The 24,801-nt window shown below is 64.4% G+C and carries 17 protein-coding genes; 6 read left to right on the forward strand and 11 right to left on the reverse strand.

Features of this window, described 5'->3' with window-relative positions:
• Positions 1-9: 9 nt before the first annotated feature.
• The 7 genes from KUV86_RS03455 to KUV86_RS03485 form a co-directional block, all read right to left on the reverse strand.
• Positions 10-1,455 (reverse strand): hypothetical protein, encoded by a 1,446-nt coding sequence (locus tag KUV86_RS03455; RefSeq protein ID WP_222483557.1) that lies wholly within the window; start codon positions 1,453-1,455, stop codon positions 10-12.
• Between the two features lie 31 nt (positions 1,456-1,486).
• A complete protein-coding gene (locus KUV86_RS03460; RefSeq protein ID WP_222483558.1) occupies positions 1,487-3,127 on the reverse strand; it encodes an amino acid adenylation domain-containing protein in 1,641 nt (546 codons plus the stop codon).
• Between the two features lie 131 nt (positions 3,128-3,258).
• Positions 3,259-5,430, reverse strand: a complete 2,172-nt coding sequence (locus KUV86_RS03465) for a TonB-dependent siderophore receptor (RefSeq protein ID WP_409996338.1) — start codon at positions 5,428-5,430, stop codon at positions 3,259-3,261.
• 191 nt (positions 5,431-5,621) lie between these two features.
• Positions 5,622-6,602, reverse strand: coding sequence for a helix-turn-helix transcriptional regulator (locus tag KUV86_RS03470; protein WP_206939576.1), 981 nt, complete (start codon positions 6,600-6,602; stop codon positions 5,622-5,624).
• A gap of 2 nt (positions 6,603-6,604) precedes the next feature.
• Positions 6,605-7,507 (reverse strand): siderophore-iron reductase FhuF, encoded by a 903-nt coding sequence (fhuF, locus tag KUV86_RS03475; protein ID WP_222483559.1) that lies wholly within the window; start codon positions 7,505-7,507, stop codon positions 6,605-6,607.
• Between the two features lie 205 nt (positions 7,508-7,712).
• Positions 7,713-8,738 carry a sucrase ferredoxin gene (locus KUV86_RS03480; RefSeq protein WP_242520691.1) on the reverse strand — a complete coding sequence of 342 codons (1,026 nt, stop codon included), beginning with the start codon at positions 8,736-8,738 and terminating at the stop codon, positions 7,713-7,715.
• A gap of 49 nt (positions 8,739-8,787) precedes the next feature.
• Complete coding sequence (locus tag KUV86_RS03485) at positions 8,788-9,618, reverse strand: ABC transporter ATP-binding protein (protein ID WP_224908118.1); 831 nt, start codon at positions 9,616-9,618, stop codon at positions 8,788-8,790.
• A gap of 525 nt (positions 9,619-10,143) precedes the next feature.
• Here KUV86_RS03485 and KUV86_RS03490 point away from each other — a divergent pair.
• The 6 genes from KUV86_RS03490 (at position 10,144) to KUV86_RS03515 (ending at position 20,647) form a co-directional block, all read left to right on the forward strand.
• Positions 10,144-12,279 (forward strand): TonB-dependent receptor, encoded by a 2,136-nt coding sequence (locus KUV86_RS03490; RefSeq protein WP_206939570.1) that lies wholly within the window; start codon positions 10,144-10,146, stop codon positions 12,277-12,279.
• Between the two features lie 294 nt (positions 12,280-12,573).
• Entirely contained in the window at positions 12,574-14,436 is a 1,863-nt protein-coding gene (locus KUV86_RS03495) for an IucA/IucC family protein (protein ID WP_222483561.1), read from the forward strand.
• A complete protein-coding gene (locus KUV86_RS03500; RefSeq protein ID WP_222483562.1) occupies positions 14,429-15,787 on the forward strand; it encodes a type III PLP-dependent enzyme in 1,359 nt (452 codons plus the stop codon). Before KUV86_RS03495 ends, KUV86_RS03500 begins: the two co-directional genes overlap by 8 nt.
• A gap of 14 nt (positions 15,788-15,801) precedes the next feature.
• Positions 15,802-17,718, forward strand: coding sequence for an IucA/IucC family protein (locus tag KUV86_RS03505; RefSeq protein WP_222483563.1), 1,917 nt, complete (start codon positions 15,802-15,804; stop codon positions 17,716-17,718).
• Positions 17,712-18,476 carry an HpcH/HpaI aldolase family protein gene (locus KUV86_RS03510; protein ID WP_222483564.1) on the forward strand — a complete coding sequence of 255 codons (765 nt, stop codon included), beginning with the start codon at positions 17,712-17,714 and terminating at the stop codon, positions 18,474-18,476. Before KUV86_RS03505 ends, KUV86_RS03510 begins: the two co-directional genes overlap by 7 nt.
• 80 nt (positions 18,477-18,556) lie before the next feature.
• Complete coding sequence (locus KUV86_RS03515; protein ID WP_222483565.1) at positions 18,557-20,647, forward strand: IucA/IucC family protein; 2,091 nt, start codon at positions 18,557-18,559, stop codon at positions 20,645-20,647.
• 117 nt (positions 20,648-20,764) lie between these two features.
• Here the strand turns inward: KUV86_RS03515 and KUV86_RS03520 are convergent, their stop codons facing one another.
• From KUV86_RS03520 to KUV86_RS03535, 4 genes are all read right to left on the reverse strand, one after another.
• The gene (locus tag KUV86_RS03520) at positions 20,765-21,388 is read right to left on the reverse strand and encodes an RraA family protein (RefSeq protein ID WP_222483566.1); all 624 of its coding nucleotides are present in this window, start codon (positions 21,386-21,388) and stop codon (positions 20,765-20,767) included.
• A gap of 117 nt (positions 21,389-21,505) precedes the next feature.
• On the reverse strand, positions 21,506-22,435 hold the full coding sequence (locus KUV86_RS03525; protein WP_261397544.1) for a FecCD family ABC transporter permease: 930 nt from the start codon (positions 22,433-22,435) through the stop codon (positions 21,506-21,508).
• Between the two features lie 170 nt (positions 22,436-22,605).
• The gene (locus KUV86_RS03530; protein WP_222161789.1) at positions 22,606-23,610 is read right to left on the reverse strand and encodes a FecCD family ABC transporter permease; all 1,005 of its coding nucleotides are present in this window, start codon (positions 23,608-23,610) and stop codon (positions 22,606-22,608) included.
• Complete coding sequence (locus KUV86_RS03535) at positions 23,610-24,755, reverse strand: ABC transporter substrate-binding protein (protein WP_261397527.1); 1,146 nt, start codon at positions 24,753-24,755, stop codon at positions 23,610-23,612. Before KUV86_RS03535 ends, KUV86_RS03530 begins: the two co-directional genes overlap by 1 nt.
• Positions 24,756-24,801: the final 46 nt, after the last annotated feature.

The following is a 24,801-nucleotide window of genomic DNA, read 5'->3' on the forward strand; positions in this document are numbered from 1 at the left end:
CAGGCGGGTTCAGGAGTCCCAGATGGCGCCGAAGGCGGGAATGCCTCGGCTTTCCATGGCGTACACCACCCTGTCGGTGAGTGTCTTGTTGGCGATGACGATGACCGCTTCGGCACCACTCTCGCGCCAGGCCCTGGCGGTCAGCGTTACCAGGTCGGGGCGTCCCTGGGTGTCGGTATCCCAGATCACGCAGTCAGGCTGTGCGGTAAGGATCTCGTCGACCAGTGCATCGCCATAGGTAACGCGGGGGGAACGGGTCGACCACAGCGTGTTGGAGGGCACCTTGCCACTGAGGATATGGGGGAGCACCGGGCCGATACCGCTGCCGGTCGCAACCCATAGCACCCTGCGAAAGAGTTGATCGACATTGCCGACGCCGGCGGTGGGAATACCCTTCACCCACAGTCGGTCGGGAAGGTCATCGATCAAGGCACCGGTCCAGTCCCCGGCCCGGGAAATCGCCAGGCGATAGCCGCTGGTGGTCGGGTGGGGAATATTGGCGAAGGCGTGCCACTCAAGTAGCGGCCGTCGACTCAGCGTGGTCGAGGAGCCGACCAGCGGTGTCACGCCGTAGTCGAAGTGGGCGATGGCCACGTGGCGGGAAGGCCGCTCGAAGCGGACCGGTACGCGCCTGAGGTGGCACCAGGGCAGTGCAACGCTAAGGGTCACCAGGGCCAGGCACACGAGCTGCCAGCTGTGGGAGATCAGCTGCCAGGCGATCGCCAGCGGCGTCTCGGCGGGCGTCAGCGTGAGGTGGTTCTCGGCGGGGGCCAGACCTCGCTCGAGCATCAGTGACACGCTGAGCACCCAGAACAGGGCGAGCAGGGCCCAGCCGGCCAGGCGATGACAACGCTCGAACACGTCATGGATTCGCTGGCGCCACCAGGGCATGGCGGTGGCCAGCATCAGCGCCAGCAGGGCGCAGATGGCCATGACCAGAAAGGTGGAGAGCGGGGACAGCGGGGACATGCCGTGGCCTGCGATGGCCATGGCGGTGGCGCCGGCGAACAGGGCAAACCAGACCGAGCCGGCCAGCGCGGCGCCGACGTGGATGCCGCCGAAGTGATAGACCTTGCCTGCTGCCCAGCGCAGCCACAGGGGCGCCCCGAGCGGCAAGGAGGTGGCCACCTTGAACAGCAGATTGATGACGTGCTGCTGGCGGATCAGGATGGCGACGGTGAAGTTCACCAGAGCGGCGTCGGAGAGCAGCATGAGCGGCGGCCACTGGCCAAGCCAAAGGGCCTGGAGCTCGGGCCACATCCACCAGGCGTTGATCGCCAGCACCAGCACGATCAGACGATGATAGGGCTTTATCCAGGCGTGGCGGGCCACTCGGTGCCAAGGGTGCTGGCGTGGCAAGGCGTCGTCGCACGCCGGCGTGCTGGTGTGCCGGTGCTGTGGCGAAAGGGTAGGGGATGCGTCGGCCAACTTGGCGACCTGGGTCGGTTGATTCATGGTCTGCGTGGCTCCTTGGCGGGTCAGGTGCTCATACACCGTCGCGCTGGTCGAGCAGCGCACGCTTGTCGATCTTGCCGCGAGAGGTGCGAGGTAGTTGGTCGACGGCGATGATGTCCTCGGGGTGGCAGTAGTAGGGCAGGTGCTCCGCCAGTAGCCGGCGTATCGCGGTCACGTTCACCGTGGCTGGGGAGACGAAGGCCACCAGCTGGTCCTGGTGTTTGAGGGTCACCGCCTGGCGGCAGCCAGGGTGGCGCTCGATGACTCGCGAGACACAGTCCAGCTCGACGCGGAAGCCCTTGATCTTGACCTGATCATCGGTGCGCCCCAGATGCTCGAGTTGGCCCTGGGACGTCCAGCGGCCCAGGTCGCGGGTACGAAACATCATCGCCGGGCCATGCGGGCCCGGCGCCACGAAGGGGTCGGGACGGTAGCGTTCGGCGTTGAGCCCACGGTTGTCGAGGTAGCCTTCGGTGACGCATAGCCCGCCTGCCCACATCTCGCCGACCTCACCGATGGGCAGTGGCCGCAACTGTTCATCCAGTACGTAGACGGCGTTGTTGGGGGTCGGGGCGCCAATGGTCAGGGCCGGTAGCTCGGGGTGGTGTTCGTGAAGGGTGTTGACGATGGTGGTCTCGGTGGGGCCACAGGCATTGATAAAGCGGCAGTGGCTGGCCCATTCATCGGCGAGCGGACGCGGGCACGGCTCGCCGGCCACCGCCACCACCCTGGCCCGGGGACAGTCAGTGGCGCGCACGCTCGCCAGGATGCTGGGGGTCGCAATGATAACGTCGGCCTGGCGCATGGCATCCACAATGGCGTCCTCGCGAATCAGCAGCGTCGCACCGTGGGATAAGGCACCAAAGACCTCCCAGGCGGCCATGTCGAAGGCGATACACAGGATCTGCGCTACCACCATGCCTGGCGCAATGCCCAGATGGCCCGGAGACAGATGCAGGATGTTGCAGACGTTGCGATGGCTGACGCAAACGCCGTTGGGTGTCCCGGTCGTCCCTGAGGTGAACAGCACAAAGCAGCGATCGTCAGGCTGGATCGCTGGTCTTGCTGGGGGCTGGTCGCAGGGCGCTTGGCTTGAGCCCGAGACGAAAGGATCGACATCCACGAGCACGAGCGGGGTGCTTGCCTCGAGCAGAGAGGCGATCTTGTCGTGGTGGTAGTGTTGCGTCAGTACGACCTGAATGCCGGCCTTGGCGACAACATGTTCGAGCTGGTGGCTTGGGGCGATGCCGACATCCTGGGGGACGTAGGCTGCTCCACACTTGAGCACCGCCAGCATGCCGGTGACCATCTCGATGGAGCGACGCACGAACAGTCCGACCGAGTCGCCAGGTCGCACGCCCAGACGCTGGAGGTAGGTGGCCAGGCCGTCGGCGGCCGCGTTCAGCTGGGCATAGGTAATGTGGCGCCGGCCATGGCGAATGGCCGGCGTGTCAGGGTACCGCGCGACCTGGGCCTCGAAGGCGTGATGCAGGCAACGATAGGGCAACGCCTGACGGGGGCCGAAGGAAAACTGTCGAAACAGGGTGCGGTCGAGTGCGCCTAGACCGAGCAGGGCGTCGTGATAGTCGGCGTCCACTTCCTGTGTCGGTAGCCGTTGCCTGGCGGCGGGCGCCAAGCGGCTCTGGGCACTGCTGTTACCGGTGGTCTGCATGGATCGATCCTCATGGACGATAGCGGTTGCAGACTCACCTTAGGAGGCGGATATCCCATCCAGTTCACGAAATCTTCACAAGTTGGTGACGTTTCAAGAAAACGCCACCCCTTGCCATATGGGTGAGCGACTCAGAACTGATAGCTCACGGTAGCACTGACGCTGCGTTCGGCGCCGAAGTAGCAGAACTCGAGGGAGTTGCAGGACGCGACGTAGTCTTCGTCCAGCAGGTTGTTGACGTTGAGTCGAGCGCTCACGCCCTCAAGTCCGACGCGGCTGAAGTCGTAGCCAAGGGTGGCATCGACCAGGGTGTAGTCCGGAACCGACTTGGTGTTGGCGCGATCTGCCTGGATATCGGCGTGGTAACGCACCCCCAGGCCGGTGTTCAGGCCGGCCAAAGGACCGCGGGCGACATCGTAGTAGCCCCACACCGAAGCGATATGCTTGGGTGAGTAGATGGCGTCGTTGCCCTCTTCACCGGGGACATCGCTCTCCTCGTAGGTAATGTCGGTGTAAGCGTAGCTCGCCTGCATGCTCAACTCGTCGGTGAATTGGGTGCGGGCTTCAAGCTCAATGCCTTGGGACTCGATCTCACCAATGGCGCGGTAAGGATCCGTGGGCTGCTCCTTGGTCGCCACATTGTCTTGAGTGATGTGGAACAGGGCGATGGAGTATTGGTCCTGGGTGCCCAGCGGCTGATATTTCAGGCCGGTTTCCACCTGCTCGCCTTCCATGGGCTCAAGCAGATCCCCTGATGCATCGACGAAGCTGGTCGGAGTGAACGCCGTGGAGTAGCTGACGTAGGGTGAGACGCCGTTATCGAAGGCGTAGAGAAGGCCGGCCCGTCCACTGAACTGAGTTTCATCCAGTTCGGAGCTGTCACCGCTATCGCGATTGGTATTCTCGATGTCGACCCAGTCGTAACGGCCACCCAGGGTCAGATGCCAGCGATCCCAGCTGATCTGGTCCTGCAGGTAGACGCCGGTCTGCTCGAGCTCGTGGGTCTCGCGGGTGGTCACCGCGATGTCGCCGACGGGGCCTGCACCGTAGCTGGGGTTGAAGGCATTGATCTGCGGGAAGGCGCCACTGGACCAGGTCACCTCGTTTTCCCGTGTCTGATAGTCGACCCCCGTCAGCACGCGGTGGTTGAGCCCGCCGGTGGTGAAGCTGGCCTCGAGCTGGTTGTCTACCGTCCAGGCTTCCAGGTCCTCATCGGCGCCTGAATAGTAGCGATAGAGCTCAGTGTCGTTGGCCCAGCCATAGGCATAGACCTGGTCCATGGTGACATCCGACTCCAGGTACCTGAGCTTCTGGCGAGCGATAAGCCCGTTGCCGAAGCGATGCTCCAGCTCATAGCCGAAGAGGTTCTGGTCACGCTCGAAGTTGTCGTAGTCGTCTTCGCCTTCGAAGAAGGTGTTGTCGATGTGCTGGCCGGCGTGGCTGGTCACGGTGCCCTCGTAGGGCAAGCCCGCGTGATAGCCGCCTTCGGGTTCACGAGACAGGTAGGCGTTGAGGTTCAGGGTGGTCGCGTCGGTGATGTCCCAGGTCAGTGACGGTGCGATGGCATAGCTTTCTTCCTCCACCGGGTCGAACTGGGTATCGGTGGCGCGGGCGACGCCGGTCAGGCGGAAGGCGGCGCGCTGTCCTTCGTCGACGCTACCGGTGATATCGAAGGCCGCACGGCGCTGGTCGTTGTTGCCAAAGCCGACCTGGACCTCTCCGGTGGGGGTATCGGTGAAGGTCGGCCGCTTGCTGGTCAAGGCCACCAGCCCACCGGGGGAGGCTCGACCGTAGAGCACCGAGGCCGGGCCCTTGACCACCTCGACACTTTCCAGCATCCACGGGTCAATCTTCAGTGAGCTGTAGCTGTTGCTGTCGCCCATCAGTTTCAGGCCGTCGAGGAAGGTATTGCTCACGCTGCCGTCAGAGAAGCCGCGCAGAACGATGTAGTCGTAGCGGTTGGATGCACCGATCTGATTGGTATAGACCCCTGGGGTGTAATCCAGAGCCCGCTGCACGGACTGGGCACCGCGTCGCTCGATGTCCTCGGCGCTGACGCTGGAGGTGGCCTGGGGGGTCTCCAGAAACGGCGTGTCGGTCTTGGTGGCGGCTTCACCGGTGACCGTCATGGTGCTGAGTTCTGCGCTGTCGGACGCGCTGTTGTCGGCGGCTTGTGCCAGAGCGTTAGCAGAGAGCATCAGCGACGACAGGCCAAGCATCGCCAGCGATGCATGAGAGATGGCGGTCGCGAGCGGCGTCGACGCCCATTGGCGGCGCAGGCGCGGGGAGGTCAGTGTGTTCATGGAAGGGCTTACCGTATGAGTCGAGCCAGGAGATGGCATTGGAAGCGTGTTTTTCGGTAATGCGAATTATTCCATTTTAATGGCGCCATCTTCCTATGCGTATCGCCAAGATCCTTATGCGCGGTGACAGGCTGTTGAACGATTGCCGTGCCAAGCTGGTGGGAGTGCTACGGCTATGCGTGAGCCACCGCCTAGCCGATATCCCGGGGGGATACCCCGAAGCGACGGCGGAAGGCGGTGGAAAAGTTGGAGGCATGGCCGTAGCCGCTGTCGAAGGCGGCCTGCTGTACGCTGGCGCCGCGAGACAGCAGCTCATAGGCCAGCATCAGGCGGCGTTCGCGCAGGTAGTCGAAGACCGAGACACCGAACAGGCGCTGGAACTTTGCGCGTAGACCGGATTGGCTCATGGAGGCGAGCTCGGCGAGTTGCTCGAGGCTGTAAGGGTGAGCAGGGGCATCGTGCAGGGTTTGACGTACCCGCTCCAGGCGCTGGCGTTCTGCCAGCTGCAGACCGCTTTGATGCGCTCCGGGATGACGCAGGCCATGGGCCAGCAGCTGCAGTCCGATCGCCTCCAGCAGCAGCTGGCGCTGTCCTGGCGAGGGTTGCGGCGTGACCGCCTGCTCAAGCATCGGTGCCAGATAGCCGGGCAGGGGCCAGACATGCAGGTGAGGGCGCGGCGAGTCGAGTAGTTCGGTGATCTCAGGACGTTGGCTAAGCGCGTGGATGGCCGCTTCATCGAGGGACAGGTTCAGCGTGCGCAGGCGCTGGCCGGCGTCCTGGTGCACACGCAGGGCCACCTGGTCGGCGAGCCTGGCGCTGAGTGCGCTGCCGGCGGAGAGGCGCTGGCGACGCCCGCCCTGATCTACCTGAATGGCGCCCTCCAGGACGACGCAGACGAACAGGGGGGAGGCCATGGTGGAGCAGGAGTCATACGGCGTCAGCACCTCGACGTCGGAAAACGTCAGATGCCAGCCAGGGCGTACCTGCTCCTCGATCACACGCCCCCTGAGCACGGCCAGGTCGCGGGCCACCTGGGGCGAGCGCATGCCGGCGAAGCGATAGTCGATGCCGTGGCGTTGCGCAAAGCCCAGAAAGTCACCGGCGCGAATGAGGCGTGGCTGGATGCCTTCGGCAGGCGCGCCGACGAGAGGGCGGGATCGGGCTGGGGGCATGGTCAGCCGGCGGCAACGCGAGACGCGGTGTTGCGCAAGGAGGGCCGACGCGCTTGGCGCTCGCCATCGTCCTTGGCCGCAGGGAAGGACTGCACCACGCTGGAGGTGTCGCCAGACTGGCGCTGGTTCTGGTTCTGGTTCTGGCTCTGGTTCTGGTTCTGGCGCTTGGCCGCGGCTCGGGCTGCCAGGGCATTGTCATCCAGCGGGCAGGTGCCGCAGTAGGCCAGATCATCCAGGCGGTAGCGTAGACAGCATACGCGGCGAATGCGCTGCGTCTCGCCGTGATCGTCCTGGAGGTAGCGAACCGGCATGAACAGAGGGTTGCGCCGGCCATCGGGATACACCCGGTGATCGAGCAGCCGCAGCGCTTGCTCGGCGGCGTCGGGTGAGCCCATGGGGTGTGTGTGAGCCCCACGGGCAAAGTAGTCGAAGTAGCCGCCGAAGTTGCTCCAGAACACCTTGGGCGAGGCGCCGGAAACGCAACCCAGCATGTCGATCAGAGGGGCAATATGGCCTTGCAGCAAGCGCTCGAAGCGCTCGAAAGCATCCAGTGATGGCAGCGGGGTGCCCTCATGGCGTAAGGCAATACCGTGGGTGCAGCCTGATTTGTTGAGATAGATCCCCATTTCGTCCAGTGCCACCGGCAGGTCCCGCTCCAGCAGCAGGTTGGACGCCAGCGTGTGGGCGGCAAGCTGGCTGAAGTGCCATTTCGACCACAGTGAGGCAACGGCCTTGAGATCCTCTCCCTTGAACTGCGTGGTGTAGCGCTCGATCAGCTCGTCCAGCACGCCAGGCTCGAGCAGTGTCTCTGCTGGCATGGCGTCGTCGGGCAAGGTCGCTGCCACAGTAGGCACCGTGAGGTGTTCCAGGGGACCGCAATACAGACGGGAAAGCGCTGATGTCATGGGGCGTCCTGCAGGCCGGAGGCTTGAGGTCGAAAGACCAACGGCGACTACAGTAGATTAAATGCGAATTGTTATCAAGGGCAGTGATTCTCGTTAGGCTTTGTCCGAAACGTCGACGAGCGAAGGTTAGACAAGGCAAAAATCGGTGAGAAAGCGCAGTTTACGTGGTGTAAATGAGCATTTTGAGGCGATTTTTAACGCCGTATCACCGAGCGCAGGCACTTTTCGTAAAAGCCCTAGCTGGCATCACCTTGATGGCTCGCCACACCTGGCTTGCGCTCGGCCCTTCTGCCAGATCCGAGCACATGTCCACGCGATCAAGGGTCATCGAGCGACATAGCACTTGCGCATGGCCCTCATGGACGACGCCTTCATGGTCAGTCGATTTCCAGTGCCAGTGAATGCTGGCGCTATCGGCATCGGCGGTGGTTCCAGCGTCGGCGCCAGCCACGTCCTCGACCAGTGTCAGCTGCACGCCACCGGCGGCGCTGGTGGCGTCGTGCTCATCGAGCCAGCCGAGCAGGGCGACCTCGGCACACTGCTGTACCGGTGTCAGCGCGGACGCGCCACGGTAGCCGGGTAGATAGCGCCTGCCCTGGGCTTCGGCCTGCAGCATGGGTAGCGCGTGCTCGGGATCGATACGGCCGTACTTGCGCACCGGAGACAGCACGATGATGCTGGCGGCGAAGCGGCAGCCACCCAGGTGGCTGCTTTCCCACACGTCAAACGGCAAGCGCTGCTGCTCGACCGCGTGCGCCAGGGCCTTGTAACTGCGAAAGCCATAGCGTGCGCAGCACTTGTCCTTCTTGCCATGGGTACAGCACAGCACCACATCGTCGCGTTGGGGGAGCGATGGCCAGGCGGACAGGTCGGAACCCGAGGCCAGCGCCTCGGCGAACGCCAGCAGGGCATCGAGATCCAGACGCAGGCGCTGGCGCTCTGGCATCAGCATGACCTCGTGGAGGCCGTCTGGCTGGTCGCGCCGGTGAATCAGGTTGACCCGGCGACCGCTTGCGGCCAACCCATCCAGGCTGTCTTTCAGGCGCTGTGGCATGTCGCTGGCGTGGCGCAGGTTGCGCTGCCATTTGGCCCGGGGCCAGCTGATCAGCAGGTTGCGCTCGGCGTGGGCGCCGCTACCGGGCAAGGGATCGTCCAGCTGGCGGCTGAGGTCGGTGCAGAAGGTCTTGTTGATCACGGCGGTATTGATGGTGGTGTGGCTGGCGCTGTTCATATCGGCACGGGAATTGCTGTCACGATACTGGTTTTCACGAGGCGGGATTTCACGGTGCGTGGGGCACCGGCCGCGTGCAGGCGGCGGCTTGGTCGCGGTCTTCCAGCAGTGGGCTGCCGGCCCTGTCCGAGCGTCGCTTGAGCGGCACGCACAGCGGCCTGCCGCTGGCCGGGTCGTGAATCACCTGGGCGTCCAGGTCGAAGACCTGCTTGAGGTTGGCACGGGTAAACACGTCAGCCGGCGTGCCGCTGGTGATGATGCGGCCGTCCCGCAACATTACCAGTTCGTCGGCGTAGGCGGCCGCCAGGTTCAAGTCGTGGAGCACCAGCAGCAGGGTGCGACCCTGGTCGTGGGCAAGGCCGGTCAACAGCTCGAGCAGATCGACCTGAACCTTGAGGTCGAGAAACGTCGTGGGCTCATCGAGCAAGATCAAATCGGTCTGCTGGGCCAGGACCATGGCGATCCAGCAGCGCTGGCGCTGACCTCCGGAGAGGGCGTCCACGTGACGATCGGCGAACTCGGTCACGTGGGTGTAGGCCATGGCTTCGGCGATGACCTCGGCGTCACGACGAGCGTCGCGCTGCCATAGTCGCTGGTGCGGGAAGCGCCCCATGGCCACCAGTTGGCGCACGCTGAGGCCTTCCGGGGCGGTCGGTCCCTGGGGCAGCAACCCCAGCCGTTTGGCCACCTCACGGGTCGACTGATGGTGGATCGCCTGGCCATCCAGCAGCACTTGTCCCGACTGCGGGCTAAGCGTTCTCGCCAATGTCTTGAGCAGCGTCGACTTGCCACTGCCGTTGGGCCCAAGCAGTACCGTCAACTTGCCCGGTGCGATGGTGATGTCGACGCCATCCAGCACCACCCGGTCTTCGTATCCCACTGTCAGGGCTGTCCCCTGAAGTCGATGTAACGCTGCCTGGCGAGGGGCCGGGCGCGAAGGCTTTGGCGGAAAAGAGGGGGACGACGACATGGGGCGCGTCTCTGCTGAGGGCGAAATGGCTGTCGACGGTATGACAAAACATTCTCATTTTCAATCTGGCGAAACAGCTTGCAGCACTGTTCGTGCGCTTTTGACTAGTCGTTTAAGCACAAAATCTTGTGAGGTTATGACGAACGGTTCGTTCGAACATCATGGACAGCGCAAATTTGATTAATTAGGATAATCGTTCTCATTTAGAGATGCGGTAGTAACAACGACGCAGCACGATATCAGATGAGAGGCGTGCAGCAGGACCTCCGCTTGCGGAGACCCATTGGGAACAGGGAAGGCTTGACCGTCATGTCGGCCGATGTCGTCTCTCGCGCTGGAGTCACCGCCTCCGCCACGGGCGAAGGGGGCGACAGGCCTGAATCAGTCGCTGCGCAGATCATTCGAACGATAGCTCCACAAGGAATAACGCACGACATGAATCGTCATGCTCTATGGCCCACCGTCTCACTACTGAGCCTCGCCATTGCTCAGCACGCCGCGGCGCAGACCAGCGCTTCCTCGTCTTCCTCCGATGCAGCCCGTGCAGATCAAGGGCCGACCATGGTGGTGACCGCCTCGCGGACCAATACCACCAAGGAAGACTCGCCCCAGACGGTGCGCATCATCACCGAGGAAGAGATCGCTCAGCAGCTCGATGTGACCACGGACTCGTCGCAGATCCTGAGCAACCTGCTGCCGTCCTACTCCCCCAACCGCCAGAAAATGACCGGCAGTGGCGAGACCCTGAGGGGCCGCACGCCGCTGTTTCTGATCGACGGTATTCCCCAGTCGAACCCGCTGCGTCCCACCGGCCGTGAATCGCACACCATCGACTTTTCCCAGGTCGAGCAGATCGAGGTCATTCAAGGGGCCAACGCGACCAACGGTGTGGGGGCTGCTGGCGGGGTGATCAACATCATCACCAAGCGACCGGAGCCGGGTAGCTTCAACCAGCACTTCAGCGCGCAGCTGACCACGCCTACCAGTGAACTGGACGGCGACACTCTGAGCTACAAGACCGACTACGGCTTCAGCGGCAATGAGGGTGCCGTGGACTACGTGTTTGGCCTCAGCTATGAGGACCAGGGGCTCTATCTGGATGGCAAGGGCGATCCTGTCGGGGTCGATAACACCCAGGGCGATCTGATGGATTCGCGCAGCTATGACCTGCTGGGCAAGCTGGCCTACTGGATCGACGACAACCAGCGCGTGCAGTTCACCCTGAACCACTACGACATCGAAGGCCATAACGACTACGTCAGCGTGACCGGCGACCGCGATGCGGGCATCCCGACCACCTCCGAGCGTGGCACGCCCGAGGGCGATGCGCCCTACAACGAGGTGTGGACGACGGGCCTGAGCTATGACAACTACGACCTGGCTGGCATGCAGCTGAGCGCCCAGGCGTACTATCAGGATTACGAGGCACTGTTCGGTGCCACCGATTCCGGCACCTTCCAGGACCCGTCGCTGGCGCCGGTGGGCACCTACTACGACCAGAGCTCTGCCAAGACCGAGAAGTTCGGTACCAAGGTCTCGCTGACCAAGGACGATCTGTGGGATGACCGACTGAAGCTGACCGGTGGCTTCGATACCCTGTTCGACGAGACCGAGCAGTACCTGTACGGCAGCGGCCGCACCTACGTGCCGCCCACCGACTACACCGACCTGTCACCGTTCTTCCAGGCTGAGTTCGCCCCTGTCGATTCCCTGCTGCTGTCCGCCGGCGTGCGCTACGAGTACGCTGAGCTGGATATCGATGACTACCAGACGGTATGGGCCAACAACGGTGTGGACGTGGAAGGCGGCAACCCCGACTTCGATGAAACGCTCTACAACGTGGGCGCCGTATGGAAGCCGGTACAGGGTGTAAGCCTGTTCACCAACTACTCAGAAGGCTTCTCCATTCCCGATGTGGGACGAGCGCTGCGAGGGATCGATACGCCGGGACAATCGGTCGACAGCATCGACAACCTGCGCCCCATCGTCACTGAAAACATCGAGACCGGTGTGCGCTACGAGAACGATCGGCTGGCGGCTGAGTTGAGCTACTACGAGTCGACGTCCGACTTCGGCAGTCGTCTGACCGAGCAGGACGGTGTCTTCATCATGAACCGTCAGGAAACCCAGATCACCGGCATCGAGGCCTCGGTGGACTATGCCTTTACCGAGCGCCACTCCGGTCGCCTGGCCTACTCCCATATGACGGGGCTGTACGACAGCGACAACGATGGTGATCTCGACGCCGAGCTGTCCGGCCTGGATGTGTCGCCGGACCGTCTGGTCGGCAGCTGGTCCGCCAACTGGACCGACAAGCTGTCCACCTTCCTGCAGGCCAACTACGCCTTCGACGAGTCCTACGATGAAGAAGAGCGTGAGTTCGATGGCTACCTGCTGGTCGATGCCGCGGTGGGCTATCGCCTGCCGACCGGCAAGATCAACGTCGGCGTTTCCAACCTGCTCGACGAGGACTACATCACCTACTACTCCCAGAGTGCGCTGGTCAACGACGACCGCTACTTTGCTGGCCGTGGTCGCACCCTGACCCTGGGCTATAGCGTGGAGTTCTAGGCGCGAACGTTCAGGAGCGCTTGATCAAGGCCCGCCGTCAAGACGGCGGCGGGCCACTTGAGCGGCCCTGGCCAATCGCTCGCTGACGCAGCACAGCACACCTTCACCACGGTCATCACGACCATCTTCCGATCAATCGTCATAACAACCGCTACAGCAACACCATCACAACAACGCAACAACAACACCCCTTCGCCTAGTGACTAGCCAGGAAAGCGCGACTTTCTCAGGCCTGCGGTCGTGCGCCGTAGCCAGAGAGGGCAACAAAGGATGGAATCCTTGCGGAGGTTGCATATGCAATTCCCCTTACAGACTCGCACCCCTGGCGAGATTGCTCGGCATGCCTCGCAGCATGCCCTGCTCAACGGCATCATCAAGGAAGTGGGTATTCCCCAGGACTTGCTGAGCCACCACTGGCCTGCCCATCGGCAGGGCCTGCCCCACACCGATAAAGGATGGCCGCTGCAGATTGCGTGGTCACCGACGCTGAGCTTGTTTGTGCTGGTCGACCGGCATTCGGCGTTGGGCGTTCATGCCTATGTATCGGAGCTGTACCTGCGGCGTCCTACGGACCCGCGCTGGCGCCCGGCGCAGACGGCTGAGCTGGTAGCGGCATTGCTGGAGGACGGGCCCTGGCGTGACGCCTTCCCCAATCCGGAATTCCGCGACCAGGTTCTGCTGAGTCAGCGCGTGATGGAAGATATCCTGTCACGCGCCGACCAATCTGATCGTCGCAGCGAGCGTCCTGAGCGGCACCCCCTTGGCGACTATGCGTCCAGCGAACAGGGGCTATGGTTCGGACATCCCAACCACCCGACCCCCAAGGCGCGGCAATGGCCTGAGGATCTTCCCGATGCCGGCGTTGCCTGTTCGCCGGAGTCGGGTATCGCAACACGTTTGCACCAGTTCTCGTTCCCGGCAGAGGGCCTGCGCATCAACAGCAATGGCCCGTCGCCGCAGGAGCTGCTGCAGCAGGCCGCGGATCAGGCAGCCGACAGCGCCGACGACCGCGTGGTACTGGCCATGCACCCGATCCAGGCCGAGCTGTTCCGCCGCTCGCCCCAGGTCGCCCCCTATCTGGCCGACGGGCGGATTCGCGATCTTGGCGCCAGCGGCTTCGAGGCGGTGCCCACGGCGTCCATGCGCACCTGGTACCTGGAGGATCACCCCTGGTTCATCAAGGGTTCGTTGAACGTGCGCATCACCAACTGCGTGCGCAAGAACGCCTGGTACGAACTGGCCAGCACGCTGGTCATCGACCGCATCATGGCGCAACTGGTCGAGGCGGGGGATCCCGCGCTTAAGCGACTTGAGGTCGCCCGCGAGCCCGCCACGCTGCATTGGACGCCGAGCGACGATGACGCCGATGGCCAGGATCCCGAGGTGCGCCGCTGGTTCTGTGAACAGACCGGCATCATCCTGCGCGACAACTTCTGCCGTCGCTTTGGTGCCGAGCGCTGCCTGTTGTCCGCCACGGTGTTTGCGCGGGATACCCAACTGACGCCGATGGTGCTCGACCTGGTCGGGCGCAGCTATGGCGTCGGCCCCGCGGACAGCAGCGACGAACAGCGACTCGACTGGTTCCGTGCCTACTTGAAGACCCTGGTGGAGCCGGTGCTCGCGCTGTACTTCCGGCACGGCATCGTGGTCGAGCCCCATCTGCAGAATTGTGTGCTGGTGCATCAGCAAGGACGCCCGCAGCGGATGCTGCTGCGCGACTTCGAAGGCACCAAGTTGACCGCTGACCTGGGCGTGGACTGGCTGGCCGGCGAGACGCTGGATCCCCGCGTCCGCCAGTCGATGGTCTACAGCCGCGAGAAAGGCTGGAATCGCATCGCCTACTGCCTGCTGCTGAATCATCTGGCGGAGGCCATCCTGGCATTGAGCTGGCAGCGTCCTGCCCTTGCCGATGACCTGTGGGACGCCACCGCCGACGAGCTGGCGCGAGTAAGGGACCGCTTGAGCGAGATGTCACAGGCATCTCCCGGGAGGGCTACCCCTGAGCTTGATGCGCTGCTTGCCGGTGACGCGCTGCCATGCAAGACCAACCTCAAGCTCAGGCTGATGGCCCAGGCGGATCGGCATGCAGAATACGTACGCCTGCCGAGCCCCTGGCGTGCGGTGTCGAGCCCGCGCCGGGAGGTGGCCCATGGTTGATGTCACCCTGAACCGCCCGTTGGCTGACGCTGTGCCGAGGGGCGATGCCGCTGACACGCGAGCGGTGGCGGAGCGTTCTGCTGCTGCAGCCGCTGGTTCCGATCACGCCATCCCCGAGGCGGTACGCCAGGCCATATTGGCCCATCAGGCAGACGCCCAGGACCCGGTCGCGGCCTTCTTCTACGACCTGGAGGCACTGACAGAGCGGGCGCGCTGGATGATGTCGGCGTTGCCCAAGGGCGTCGAGCTGTTCTATGCCATCAAGGCCAACAGCGAGGCCCCGATGCTCAAGACCCTGGCGCCGCTGGTGGATGGTTTCGAGCTGTCCTCCGGCGGTGAGATAGCGCGGATGCGCCAGGCGACCCTGGCGTTGCCCTGGGTGCTGTCTGGCCCCGGCAAGCTGGATAGCGAGATGCAGCGCGCCATGGACGAGGGTATCGAGGCCTTCCATGTGGAGAGTCTCGGTGAAATTGCGCGTCTTGAGCGCCTGGCGGCAGCGCGGGGTGAGCCGCAGTGCGTGCTGCTGCGTATCAATCCGAGTCTGCCCGAGTCGCTGTCCAGTCGCTTGCGTATGGCGGGCACCGCCACACCGTTCGGCATCGACGAGGCGGAACTCGGCGCGGCGGTCGCGGCGGTGGAGGCAGCGTCCCACCTCAGGCTGGTAGGCTTTCACGTGCACGCCATGTCCCACCAGCGCAGCGTGCACAAGCACAAGACACTGCTCGATAGCTATCTGGATCGCTGGCCGCGTTGGCGAGCACTGGCCGAACATCCGGCGTCGGTCACCCAGCTCAATGTGGGGGGCGGCATCGGCGTTGACTACCAGGCGCCATCTGCCCCGGGCGAGCAGTTCGACTGGCCGGCGCTGTGCGCTCATCTGGGACAGCGCCTTGAGCACATGGACGATGCGCCACGCCTGCGCTTCGAGATCGGACGCTTCGTCTCAGCCTTCTGCGGCTATTACGTCATGGAAGTGATCGACACCAAGTCGAGCCACGGCGAGAACTTCGTGATCTGCCGTGGCGGCACCCACCAATTTCGCCTTCCCGCCGCCCAGGGCCATGACCACCCGGTGGTTGCGCTGTGCCGATCACCGGCCGAGGGCCGCTCTGGCGCGCAGGCGGACGCCAAGCCCGCTGCCACAAAACGCTGGAGCGTGGTCGGCCAGCTGTGCACGCCCAAGGATGTACTGACACGCGCCGCCTGGCTCAACGACCCGGCGCCAGGGGATCTGCTGGTGCTGCCCCTGGCCGGGGCCTATGGCTACAACATCTCCCACGCCGACTTTCTGTGTCATCCAAGGCCCGAGCAGTGCTTTATCAGCGCGCCCGGCCGCGTGGCTATCTATTGACGTCGAGGAATCCCATGACATTACTTACCTCCGCGGCAGCCGCCACGCGGCCCTTTGCCGTGGCTGCCGACTGGCAGCATCGCCAACGCATCGAACGCCGCGTCATTGGCCAGCTGCTGCAGACATTGCTGTACGAAGACGTGCTTGAACCCATCAGCGAAACCCGCCTGGAGGCTTCGTCGGCGTCCCCCGATGCCGCCGACAGATCGCTGTTCCGGTTGAAGGTGGGACCGGGTCGCTACCGGGTCGAAGGGTTTCGCTGCCACAGCTTTGCGCTGGTGCGCCTGGATCATTCGAGCCTGGTGAAGGAAGCCGCAGATGGCGATGTATCGCCGACCCTGTTCGAGGTGCTGGATGACCTCGACCATGCCCTTGGTGGCGATGGAAAACTCGGTGCGGGCTTTATTCGTGAGCTGACCGAAACCCTGATCAAGGACCTGCAGTCGTCCACCGTCGCAAGCCCGGGTAACGGTGTTGATCCGCGCCAGCTGGATGCCGATGCCCTGGAGCAGGCCTTCACCGATGCCCACAGCTATCACCCCAGCTACAAGTCACGCCTGGGGTTCAGCCTCGATGACAACCGCCGCTATGGCCCGGAGTTCGGCCAGGACCTGCGCGTGCTGTGGCTTGGCGTACCCCGGCGGCTGGCCCATCAAGGGGCTTCCTGCGGCTACCGGGTAGCGGCCATGGTCGAGGCCGAGGCGGGCGCCGAGGTCGAGTCGGCGCTGTCTGGGTGGCTGCAGCAGCAGGATTTGACGCGCGATCAGGTGGTACTGATGCCGGTCCATCCCTGGCAGTGGGACAACGTGCTGGTCGCGGCGCTGTACCCGGAACTTGCCCGCGGCGAGATCGCTCTGCTGGGGGAAGGTCAGCTGAGCTACCGGCCCCAGCAGTCGATCCGCACCTTGTCTCCGGTGGGGAACGCCGAGCGCGATGCGCCGCGCCCCTACCTCAAGCTGGCGCTGGGTATCACCAATACGTCCAGCACCCGCATCCTGGCCCGTCACACCATCACCAATGGGCCCATCATCACCGCCTGGCTCAAGACCCTGGTGGACAGCCATCCGACGGCCAAGGCATCGGGCATGGTCATCCTCGGTGAGGTGGCGGGCGTTGCCCTGGACGAGCGCGCCTTCCCCGGGCTGCGCCATGACCAGGTGTATGGCCAGGTAGGCGCGCTGTGGCGAGAGCACATCGACGAGTTCCTGGCGCCCGGAGAGCAGGCGGTGCCCTTCAATGGGCTCAGTCAGTTCACTCGCCAGCCCGACGGCGAACCCGATGCACCGTTCATCGCCGACTGGATTGAGCGCCACGGCCGCGACGCCTGGACGCGTCAGCTGGTGATGGTGGCGACCTTGCCGATCATTCACCTGCTGTTTGCCGAGGGCGTCGGGCTTGAGTCCCACGGCCAGAACATCGTGGTGATTCACCGCGATGGCTGGCCGGTGAGAATCGCGCTCAAGGACTTCCACGATGGCGTGCGCTACAGCGAGGCCGCCCTGGCCCGCCCGGAGCTGGCCCCCAGGCTGGAGCCACTGCCCGCGGCTCATGCCGCTCGCAACCGCAACTCCTTCATCGTCACCGATGACCTGGATGCGGTGCGGGATTACTCCTGTGACGCCTTCTTTTTCATTGCCCTGGCCGAGATGGCGATCTTCTTGAAGCGTCACTTTGGCCTGGAGGAGAAGACCTTCTGGGCGATGGTCGCCGACGTCATCGTGGCCTACCAAGAAGCCCACCCGGAGCATGCCGAGCGCTACCGCAGCTTCGACGTCTTCGTCCCCGAATGGGAAGTGGAAGCGCTTACCCGCCGGCGGCTGTTTGGCGATGACATTCCCCAGGTCAAGCGCGTGCCCAACCCCCTGGCCCAGCACGCACCGGGCGGTGCAACGCCGCGCCAGCACCAGGGCGGGGAGCCGGTGCCATGCTGAGAACCAATCAACTCAAGCTCGCCCTGGCGCAAGGGCGCGAGGTGTATGGCGTGCTGGCGTCGCTGCCTACGGCGGCGTCGATCGAGCTGATCGCCGAGGCTGGCTTTGACTTCGTGGTGATCGACTGCGAACACGTGCTGATCAACCCGGAAACCATCGAGCACATGATTCGCACCGCAGAAAGCTACGCGCTGACGCCGCTGGTGCGGGTCGCCGATGACGATCCCAAGACTCTGCTGCGGCTGCTGGATGGCGGCGCCCAGGGCATCGTGTTGCCCAGTGTCGAAGATCCCGAGCGCCTGGGAATGGCGGCCCAGGCGTGCCGCTATGCCCCCCAGGGCACCCGCAGCCTGAACGCCGGAAGGCCAGGTTCCTTCGGCAAGCACTCCCTGGCCGAATACGTGCACAAGGCCAACGACGAGATTCTGGTGGTGGCGATGATCGAGAGTCGCACCGGCGTGGAGCGCATCGACGCGCTGTGTGCGGTCCCTGGGGTAGACCTGATCCTCGAGGGCGCCGCCGACCTGTCGCAATCTCTGGGTGTCACCTGGCAGACCGCTCATTCCGAGGTGACCGATGCCCTGGCCAGGGTACAGCGTAGCGCCGCCGAGCACGGCATCCCATACGCCGCCTTCCTGCGTCACGCCGGTGCCAAGGCCGAGTGGCGCGAACGCGGCGTGCATACCTTCATGCTGGGCGATGAACGCGGTATTGCCTTTCGCGCCCTCAGCCAGGCATTGCAGGAGGCCGCGTCATGACCCGGCCATCCCCAGACGCTGAAGGCCTGGCGTCATCACCCACTCCGTATTGTCCTACTATCCAACAGGAGGCCCCAAGCATGGCGTCCATTGACGGTTCCTCATCCTTTCGCGGCACTGATGTGTCTGTCACTGATTCGGCTGGCGCAGATGCATTTGTCGAAAAACCTGGCGCCGGCGAGCAGATTCTGGCGTTTCTCGTAGACGGCCTGCTGGTCGAGGAGCTGCTGGACAGCGCCAAGCTGCGTGAAGACGACGATGCTGCTCGGCGTCAGGCCACCGCCTGGTTTGGCGCGGCAGCGGTGCAGGGCCAGCCCCGTCTGTGGGACTGGCAGACACCCCAGGGCGAGCGCCTGGTCATGCTGCTGGAGCCAGGCATTGTCCAGGCCTGGCAGAAGGTGCCGGCGACCCCTGTGCTGGTCGTGCCGGACACTGATGCCAGCGCCATCGAGCTGGATGCGCCAGCGCTGATGCGCCTTCTATGCCAGGCGAAGGGGGAGCCGGAGCCAAAGCCAGCCGAGGCCAACGGTGACCAGCCCCACAGCGGCTTGACCAAGGGCCAGCAGGTGTTTCTGCGTGCGCTGGAGGACAGCCTGTGGCAAGCCGAGGCGTCGATGCATCACGGCGTGCGCACCGATGACCTTGAGGCGCTGGATACCCACGCCCACTTTGTGCGGATGGAGCAATGGGCATCGCTGCTGGATCGCCCCTACCATCCGACGGCCAAGGCCAAGCAGGGCATGAGTGCCGACGAGTACCAGGCCTACATGGCGGAGTTTGCTCGTCCGGTGGGGCTCGTCTGGGTCGCGGTGGCGCGCCATCGGCTATGCACCGGCGCCGGCCTCGAGGCGGCAGACGGCGGTGACGTGGACAGCGTGCCCGCCGACTGGGTGCTGGCCCACGATGAGCGCCAGGCGCTGCAGGATGAGCTGAGAAACAAGGGTCTCGACCAGACCCACGTGGCCTTGCCGGTGCATCCATGGCAGCACGAGCATGCGCTGCCGACGTGGTTAGCCACGGATCTTGAGGAGGGGCATTGCGTGACCCTAGAGACGGTTACCGGGGGCTGGTGGCCGACGTCATCACTGCGCTCGCTGCTGTCCACCCGCTGCTCCGAGCACAGCCTGAAGCTGCCTATGGCCATTCATTCCCTGGGCGCATCGCGCTATCTGCCCGCCGTGAAGATGATCAATGGTGATCTCAGCGCCAGACTGCTGGCCCAGGCCAGGCAGCGTGACCCGGTGCTGGCGAGTGCCCTGCACCTGTGTGACGAGGGCAAGTGGTGGGCCTACATGCCCGAAGATGCCAGCCTGTTTGACGAAGCCCCGCGTCATCTCAGCGCCATGGTGCGCAGCTATCCGCGGGAGCTGCTGGCCCAGCGTGATGTGCAGCTGGTGCCCATGGCGACCCTGGGGACGCCACTGCCGAGCGAGAACTCGGCAAGCGCCCACCACCTGTTCAGCGACTGGATGGACCAGCGAGGCATGGAACATGGGGCCGAAAGCGCCAGAGCCCTGTTTGGCGAGCTGTGTTCGCGCTTCTTCGAGATCAACCTGCGCATGCTGAGGCTCGGGATGCTGGCGGAGGTCCATGGTCAGAATGCCGTGCTGGTAGTGCGTGATGGCCAGGTCGAAGGGCTGCTGCTCAGGGACCATGACTCGCTGCGCATCCACGTCGGTCAGCTCGAGCGTCACGGCATGCAGGACCCGTGCTACCGGATCAAGAAGGGACACGCCAATACCCTCTACCACGACAGTCAGGAGGCCTTGGTGTTCTGGCTTCAGACCCTGGCCATCCAGGTGAACCTGCGCGCCATCATCGACACCGTGGCGGGGCATTTCGGCCTGTCGAGTCGGGCCCTGTGGCAGGATCTCAGCGCGGTGCTGGACGGCGTGCTCGACGCTGTTCCCTTCGAAGACGGTGAGCGTCGTCGATTGAAGGCGGTGCTGTTCGAGCGCGAAAGCTGGCCCTACAAGCGCCTGATCGCACCGATCATCGAGCGCGCCGGCGGCCCCGGCAGCATGCCCTTCGGTGTCAGCGAGACCGTCAACCCGCTACGGGCCTGCCAGGGGGAGCCGACGCATCAGAAAGCCGAGGCCAACGCCAGTGTCGAACAGGGTGTCAGTACCGCAAGCCTAGCCGACCGCCAGAGGACGCTGCAGCAAGCCTGATCTAGCGTAAGAAAGTACGCGGCGGCATCGGTGAATACCGATGCCGCCGTTTTTTGTGCGCAAGACAGGGACTATGACAGGGGCTATGACAGGGACAGGGGCTGTGACAGGGGATATTCAGCGCAGCCAGTCGGGGTGCTCGCGCAACATCGCCTCGCGGCGGCTGGCTTCTTCGGCTTGCTTGGCCAGGGCGCGCTCCGCCAGTGCGTCGGCGCGATGGGGCGGCAGCACGAACAGGCCGTCGTCATCGCCGAGAATCAGGTCGCCAGGTTCGATGGTGACGCCGTCAATGGCGACGGTGGTGTTGATCTCACCCTCCAACGACAGCGAGCGGGTGGTCAGCGGGCTGGTCCCCCTGGCATAGACCGGCAGCGATAGGCGAGAGAGGGCGTCCCAGTCGGTAATGGCGCCATTGGTGACGATCCCGGCAAGTCCCTTCTTGAGCGCCGCGTAGGCGCGAAACTCCCCCCAGCAGGCGCGCTGCTGGTCGCTGCCCACGTCGATCACCAGCACGTCGCCGGGCTCTGCCTGGATTAATGCTTCGCGGATGATGCTGCCATCGATATGCGGGATCTTGACCGTCAGCGCCGTGCCCAACAGGCGAATGGGACGTCGAATCGGCTGCAGTGACGCGATAGCGCCGAGGTCACTGAAGTGGCCCAGGGTGGAGGTGGCGAGCCCGGCGAAACGATCGATCTGTGCCTGGCTGAAGGTGTCCCTGCGCGGGGCTATATGGAACATCGGACCTCCTGTCGGACCTGTTGCTGAGAGGGTGCTCTGAGGGTGCTGAGAAGGTGCTGAGAAGGTGCTGAAAGCACAGCGAGTACTGACCGGATCACGGCGAGGCTCCAGGCACCATTACTGACGGGTGCGATAGAGCAGGTAGACGAAGAAGGGCGCACCCACCGCCGAGACGAAGACCCCAGCGGGCAGGTCCTTGGGCAGAAAGGCCACCCGGCCGATCAAGTCGGCGTAGAGCACGATCAGCGCGCCACACAGCGCGGCCGTTGGTACCAGGCGAGCCAGGCTGCGTCCTACCAGACGAGCCGCCAGGTGTGGGGCGACCAGTCCGACAAAGCTGAGTCCGCCGACGAAGGCGACCGCGGCACCGGCCAGTGCCACGCTCAGCGCCAGCAGGATCAGGCGGCTCTGTTGCACGTTGACCCCAAGCCCCAGGGCGACGCTGTCACCCAGCGCCAGGGCATCCATATGTCGAGCCAACGCGAGACTGGCCGGTAGGGCGATCAACAGCCACGGCAGCAGCGACAGCACGTCCTGCCATTGGGCGGCGTACAGGCTGCCGGTCAGCCAGACGTAGGCGTGCAGCGCCGAGGCATCGTCGCTGATCACGATCAACAGCGTAGTGGCAGCGCCCATGGCCGCTGAAAGGCCAATACCTACCAGCACGATGCGAGAAGGTTCAAGCCCCGCTCGCCAGGCCAGGGACACCACCAGCAGGGTGGCCAACACGGCCCCTGCGAGTGCCGCCAGCGGCAGAAGGTTGATGCTCAACTGACTGGCAAAGCCGGCCAGAAACACTACTGCGGCCAGCGCCGCGCCGCTGGTGATACCGATCACATCCGGCGAGGCCAAGGGGTTTCTGACGATGCCTTGGAGGATCGCGCCGGCGCAGGCCAGCGCGGCGCCCGCCAGCACCGCCAGCAGGATGCGTGGCAGCCGAAGCTCCCAGATGATAAAGCCGACGTCGCTGTCTGCCGGTGCTACCAGGGCGCCGAGCACCTGGGGCGGCGATGTGGGGAAACTGCCCAGGGACAACGACAGCCCCATGCTGGCGAGCAGCGCCAGCCCGAGCAGGGTGACCACCCACAGGAAGCGATATCGCGCTGTGCGCTCCCGTGGCGAAGAGCAGCCCGGTGAGGTCAGGGACCTGCTGCTGTTGACGCTGGCGTTCGCGCGGTGATTGGCGGCGGGTGTCGACAAGGTGTTGCGTCCCTGGGTCATGTCGCCACCTGCCGTCTGCGCGCCAGATAGATAAAGAAGGGCGTGCCGAGCAGTGCCGTCATCACCCCGACCGGCACCTCCTGGGGCGGCATCAGAAACCGCGAGGCGATATCGGCGGCCAGCAGTAGGGTCGCACCCAGCACGCCACAGGCGGGCAACAGCCAGCGATGGTCGATGCCAATCAGACCGCGAGCCATGTGCGGCACGATCAGTCCGACGAAGCCGATCATGCCGGCCAGGGCAACGGAGCTTCCCGCCAGCAGGATCACGCAGAGGCCGAGCAGCAGTTTTAGCGTACCTACGCGCATGCCGAGGCCGGTGACCATCTCGTCGCCCAGCAACAGCGCATTGGCATGACGTGATAGCGTCGCGGTGATGGCCAGCGCCAAAATAAACAGGGGCAACAGGGGCACCACCAGATCGAGCTCGCGACCCGAAACGGATCCCGCCAACCAGTACAGCACGCTCTCGAAGCTCTGCTGGTCGAGGATCAGCAGGCCCTGGCTGAAGGATAGAAACATGGCGCTGACGGCGACCCCGGCCAGCACCACCCGCAGCGGAGACAGTTCACCGCGGCGTCCTCGGCTGAGCGCCAGCACCAGCAAGGCGGCTACCAGCGCCCCCAGCAGCGCCGCCCAGACATACTGCCCTGGGGCATGCAGCGGCAGCAGCGATACCGCCACGACGACGAAGAACATGGCGCCGGCATTGATGCCAAGGATGCCAGGTGAGGCCAACGGGTTGCGGGTCATGGTCTGCATCAGCACTCCGGCGATGGCCAGACTTGAACCGGTCAGGGTCGCAATGACGGCCCGTGGCAGACGCTCGGAGACGATGATGATGTGGTCGATTCGGCCTCCGTCGTAGGCGCTCAGCGCCTGCCAGACATCGCTCAGGGTGATGTCGGTGGTGCCCAGCGTCACGCTCGCGGCGAAGGCCGCAAGCCACAACAGGATGCCGAGCACGAGTCCTGCCGAACGGGTGGTGGTGCGGTCAAGCATCAAGAATCCTGCTGGTCGTCAGTAGCGCGAGTGGAGCTGTGGGTTTTGGCAGCGGTTCTGGCGTCGGACGTGAAGGCCAGTTGGCAGTCTGCGGTGCCGACGGGCGCCTGCTGGGACGTGCGAACCGCCAGCGGCGTCGAGTCAGCGGCCAGCGGCAGTGAGCGTGATGCGGAAGCGGCAGACTCAGACGATGCAAGCTGGGGAAAATAGTGACGGTAAAGATCATCGAGCATGGCGTTGGCCGCCAGAATACCGCCACCCATGATCCAGTTGACCGTATTGACCTCATACACCCGTCCCGCCTGTGCTGCCTTCAGGCGCTGCCACAGGGGATGCGCGGTCCAGTGACGGTAGGTGGCCAGGATGGCCGGGTCGTCTTCCAGCAGCACGAAGATGACATCGGCATCCAGCGTCGGGATGTTCTCTTCGCTGGTCAGCTTGATGCCCCAGCCCTGGTCGCTGGCCGCATCGGGTTGCTCGAAGCCGATCTCGCCGAGAATGCTGCCGGCAAAGCCGGTGGAATACAGGCGCAGGTGATCACTCTTGAAGCGGACCACGGCCGCCTTCTGCGGCCAATCATCGCCCAGGCGCTGCGCCAGCCGCTGACGCAGGTCGGTGATGCGTGCATTCCAGCAGGTCATCAGCTCGCGGGCCTGGGCCTCGCGGCCGGTGGCTTGTGCTACCTCGTCAAGGGAAGACCTGAAGTCATAGACGTTGGCCGCGAAGCGGGTTGGGGCGATACGTTCCAGCAGCGGGCGAACCCGCTCGTGGCGAAAACGCGTGCCAATAATGACGTCAGGGTCGAGCCAGGCGATCTTCTCGAGATTGGGCTGGGTTTCCAGGCCCACATGCTCCACTCCATTCAGCGCCGGTCGCAGATAGCGGTAGGTGGGCTTCTCCATCCAGGCGTCGACCACTCCAATCGGCGTGAGGCCTAGTGCCACGGCACTGTCGGTGGCGCCCTGGTAAAGCGTGACCAGACGCGGAGAGGTGGCTGGAGGTGGCGCCGTGTCCCCGCGCGCCGTTTCAGCAAACAGCAGCATGCCGGCCAGCAGTGAGATGGTGGCAAACAGCAGAGCGCCCGACAGCAACGCCAGCAGCTTTAGCAGCTCGCGCAGCGCCGAAGGCGCTGAGCGGGGGCGCAAGGGCCTCGGGGACGATGGCGCTGCGCGGGGGCGCAAGGGCCTTGGG

It is taken from the genome of Halomonas sp. DP8Y7-3, from assembly GCF_019801675.1.
GTDB lineage: Bacteria > Pseudomonadota > Gammaproteobacteria > Pseudomonadales > Halomonadaceae > Halomonas > Halomonas litopenaei_A.

Excerpts from the sequence above, each read along its gene's own strand:
- KUV86_RS03455 (WP_222483557.1), bottom strand. The coding sequence starts at position 1,455 with ATGAATCAACCGACCCAGGTCGCCAAGTTGGCCGACGCATCCCCTACC.
- KUV86_RS03460 (WP_222483558.1), bottom strand. The coding sequence starts at position 3,127 with ATGCAGACCACCGGTAACAGCAGTGCCCAGAGCCGCTTGGCGCCCGCC.
- KUV86_RS03465 (WP_409996338.1), bottom strand. The coding sequence starts at position 5,430 with ATGAACACACTGACCTCCCCGCGCCTGCGCCGCCAATGGGCGTCGACG.
- KUV86_RS03470 (WP_206939576.1), bottom strand. The coding sequence starts at position 6,602 with ATGCCCCCAGCCCGATCCCGCCCTCTCGTCGGCGCGCCTGCCGAAGGC.
- fhuF (WP_222483559.1), bottom strand. The coding sequence starts at position 7,507 with ATGACATCAGCGCTTTCCCGTCTGTATTGCGGTCCCCTGGAACACCTC.
- KUV86_RS03480 (WP_242520691.1), bottom strand. The coding sequence starts at position 8,738 with ATGAACAGCGCCAGCCACACCACCATCAATACCGCCGTGATCAACAAG.
- KUV86_RS03490 (WP_206939570.1), top strand. The coding sequence starts at position 10,144 with ATGAATCGTCATGCTCTATGGCCCACCGTCTCACTACTGAGCCTCGCC.
- KUV86_RS03495 (WP_222483561.1), top strand. The coding sequence starts at position 12,574 with ATGCAATTCCCCTTACAGACTCGCACCCCTGGCGAGATTGCTCGGCAT.
- KUV86_RS03500 (WP_222483562.1), top strand. The coding sequence starts at position 14,429 with ATGGTTGATGTCACCCTGAACCGCCCGTTGGCTGACGCTGTGCCGAGG.
- KUV86_RS03505 (WP_222483563.1), top strand. The coding sequence starts at position 15,802 with ATGACATTACTTACCTCCGCGGCAGCCGCCACGCGGCCCTTTGCCGTG.
- KUV86_RS03510 (WP_222483564.1), top strand. The coding sequence starts at position 17,712 with ATGCTGAGAACCAATCAACTCAAGCTCGCCCTGGCGCAAGGGCGCGAG.
- KUV86_RS03515 (WP_222483565.1), top strand. The coding sequence starts at position 18,557 with ATGGCGTCCATTGACGGTTCCTCATCCTTTCGCGGCACTGATGTGTCT.
- KUV86_RS03520 (WP_222483566.1), bottom strand. The coding sequence starts at position 21,388 with ATGTTCCATATAGCCCCGCGCAGGGACACCTTCAGCCAGGCACAGATC.
- KUV86_RS03525 (WP_261397544.1), bottom strand. The coding sequence starts at position 22,435 with ATGGGGCTGTCGTTGTCCCTGGGCAGTTTCCCCACATCGCCGCCCCAG.
- KUV86_RS03530 (WP_222161789.1), bottom strand. The coding sequence starts at position 23,610 with ATGCTTGACCGCACCACCACCCGTTCGGCAGGACTCGTGCTCGGCATC.